Raw genomic sequence first — 2,367 nt, 5'->3', positions numbered from 1 at the left:
GGACCAACAACAGGCTCGGCAACACGGCGATGGGTTTCGAGCCGAACTCACCCAGCTTTCCCAGCGGCCAGGCAACCGCGAACCACAACAGGACCGCGACCAGATACAGCGGGTAGACCCGGGCGAACCGGCGCCAGTAGAAACGAGCGCGTGACGTGGGCCCGGCCGCCCAGGTGAGCACGAAACCCGAAAGCACGAAGAAGAACGAGACTCCCGCATATCCGATGTCGCCGAGGGGGCCGATCGGCAGCGTGTCCGCCACCTCCGCATCGATATGGCGGAAGAAGACGAGGGTTGCCGCGACTCCCCGCAGACCCGTCAGCGCGGGCAGGCTGGCCCGGGACCGTGAGGGTGCGCCGGTCCGCTGCGGGGAAATCATCCGATGACGGCCTACCGGTCGAGGCGATGTTCTCTGCGTCACCGTGTCCTTTCTCGCTTCTCGCTCGTCCAACGGACGCCCGCGCGGGGGTGCCCACGAGGGCGACCGCGGAACACGGATTCGTGGCGGTGGCCGGCTGTGCCGGCCATGAACCAAAGGCTCGTCCGTAGGCTGCGTATCCGGCCTGCCGTCCGCTCCTTCCTGGTCCCGCGCATCGGGTCTGACCGCACCGACACCGCGCTAAACATACCCTTACGTCAAGGTCTAGTTCGGACGGGGTAAACAGCGCCCCGTCCGAACACCCGCCGCGATCACACCCAGTGTCCGACGCACCGCACCCGCACCGGCACCTGCGGCCCACCCCTGTCACCGCGGGCACTGACCCGGACACTCCCGACCCCCAAAGTGCCGGCGTTCTGTTTAGATTGACTACATAGCCGAGCCGCTCGCCTCCGCTGGGCCCACAACGCAGTTAATCTTCCGGACGAACACCGGCTGCGATGCGCACGACGGAGGCAGCCGTGACCTGGGGTCGGCATGCAGACAAGAACGGCAACACGTCCGGCGGCAGCAGCACCGGCCGCAACGGGCAGAAACGTGGAGGGCGCACCTACACCGCCGACCAGGTGGTGGCGGCCGACCTCGGCGTACTGACCTGCCCGCGCTGCTCAGGCGCGGGCGACCTCTTCATCCCGAAGGCGGAGATGGACCGTAGCGGCTCGTTCGACGGCTCCGACGAGGTGACCTGCCCGCGCTGCGGTGGCACCGGAACGGTATCGGCATGAGCGAGGACCCACCACCCGAGCAGGACGGATCGGAAACGTCGGAAGGGCCGACCGGGCCGCCGCCGCAGGTACGCGCGCTGTTCCCCACCTGCCCCCGATGCCGCCGCGAACGCGCGCGGACCCTGCGCGCCGCACGCACCGGAGCCGCCACCCGCCGTGGCCTGCCGCGGCTCACCCTGCACCGACCAGTGCTGCGCTGCCCACACATCCCGGACGTGTGGGCTCCCGGCTTCGGCCCCGGCGCCGAACCACCCTCGGGTTCCGGCTGGCCGACACGTCCGGCCGGCCCGGCCTGATCGCGGCCCGACCGAAACCGACCACCGCCGCCCGCTTCGACGCTGGCCAGGCCCCACGCTGGCCAGGCCCGACGCTGGCCAGGCTCAGGGACATGGAGCTGCGCGAGGCGATGCGCACGGCCGGGGCCGTGCGGGGGTTCACCGACGAACCGGTCCCCGACGAGGTGCTCGAGGGTGTGCTGGAGGCGGCCCGGTTCGCGCCCAGCGGTGGCAACCAGCAGCCCTGGACGGTGCTGGTCCTGCGCGACCCGCGACTGCGTGACCTCTCCCAGCTCGGCTGGCGGGAGTACGTGGCGCAGCGTGACGCCGGGGTGCGCCCGTTCGCGCCGGGTCCGGACGGACGCTGGCAGGGTCCCGCCATCGACCTCGACGCCGCGGCGCGCACGCCGGCACCGAGCCCGTTCGTCGACCACCTCGACCAGGTGCCGGTGCTGCTGGTGCTGGTCGTGCGGCTCACCGCGCTCGCGGTCACCGACGTGGAGCTGGAACGCCACAGCGTCGTCGGTGGCGCGTCCATCTACCCGTTCGCCCAGAACATCCTGCTCGCCGCCCGTGACGTCGGCCTCGGCGGCACTCTGACCACCTTCGCCGTGCGGCGCGAACCCCGTCTCGCCGAGCTGCTGCGCATCCCGGCCGACCACGCGATCGCCGCCGTGCTCACCCTGGGCTACCCGACCCGCCAGCCTCGGCGCCTCACCCGCCGTCCCGTCGCCCAGTTCGCCCACCTGGACACCTTCGACGGCCCTGCCTTCGGCACCAGCACGACCTGAGCCGACCTTCGGCCCCCTGTCGGCACCGGAAAGACCGAAGCAAAGAAATCCGACGGTAGCCCGGATGGCCGACGTCACCGGTCAGGGCGGTGGACGCCGAAATCCCGTCCGGCGACGGGATCCAACGCCGGAGTTGA

4 protein-coding genes are annotated in these 2,367 nt (G+C 71.1%); 3 read left to right on the top strand and 1 reads right to left on the bottom strand.

What is annotated here, in order from left to right; genetic code table 11:
- Positions 1-379 (bottom strand): acyltransferase family protein (locus tag G6R24_RS20305; RefSeq protein ID WP_163550741.1); only part of this gene is annotated, 379 nt, incomplete at its 3' end.
- Between the two features lie 521 nt (positions 380-900).
- On the opposite strand from G6R24_RS20305, the gene G6R24_RS20300 reads away from it, so the two are divergent.
- The 3 genes from G6R24_RS20300 (at position 901) to G6R24_RS20290 (ending at position 2,230) form a co-directional block, all read left to right on the top strand.
- Entirely contained in the window at positions 901-1,164 is a 264-nt protein-coding gene (locus G6R24_RS20300; protein ID WP_225438855.1) for a hypothetical protein, read from the top strand.
- Positions 1,161-1,460 (top strand): hypothetical protein, encoded by a 300-nt coding sequence (locus G6R24_RS20295; RefSeq protein ID WP_163550739.1) that lies wholly within the window; start codon positions 1,161-1,163, stop codon positions 1,458-1,460. The genes G6R24_RS20300 and G6R24_RS20295 overlap by 4 nt, the downstream gene beginning before the upstream one ends.
- A 92-nt stretch (positions 1,461-1,552) precedes the next feature.
- Positions 1,553-2,230 (top strand): nitroreductase family protein, encoded by a 678-nt coding sequence (locus G6R24_RS20290; protein WP_163550738.1) that lies wholly within the window; start codon positions 1,553-1,555, stop codon positions 2,228-2,230.
- Positions 2,231-2,367 lie beyond the last annotated feature (137 nt).

The sequence above is a fragment of the Candidatus Frankia nodulisporulans genome (assembly GCF_902806475.1).
Taxonomy (GTDB): Bacteria; Actinomycetota; Actinomycetes; order Frankiales; family Frankiaceae; genus Frankia; species Frankia umida.
Note: the sequence above shows the minus strand (reverse complement) of the source record. Positions and strands in the feature narration are given on the sequence as shown.

Coding starts and splice junctions, on each gene's coding strand:
- G6R24_RS20295 (WP_163550739.1), top strand. CDS start 1,161: ATGAGCGAGGACCCACCACCCGAGCAGGACGGATCGGAAACGTCGGAA.
- G6R24_RS20290 (WP_163550738.1), top strand. CDS start 1,553: ATGGAGCTGCGCGAGGCGATGCGCACGGCCGGGGCCGTGCGGGGGTTC.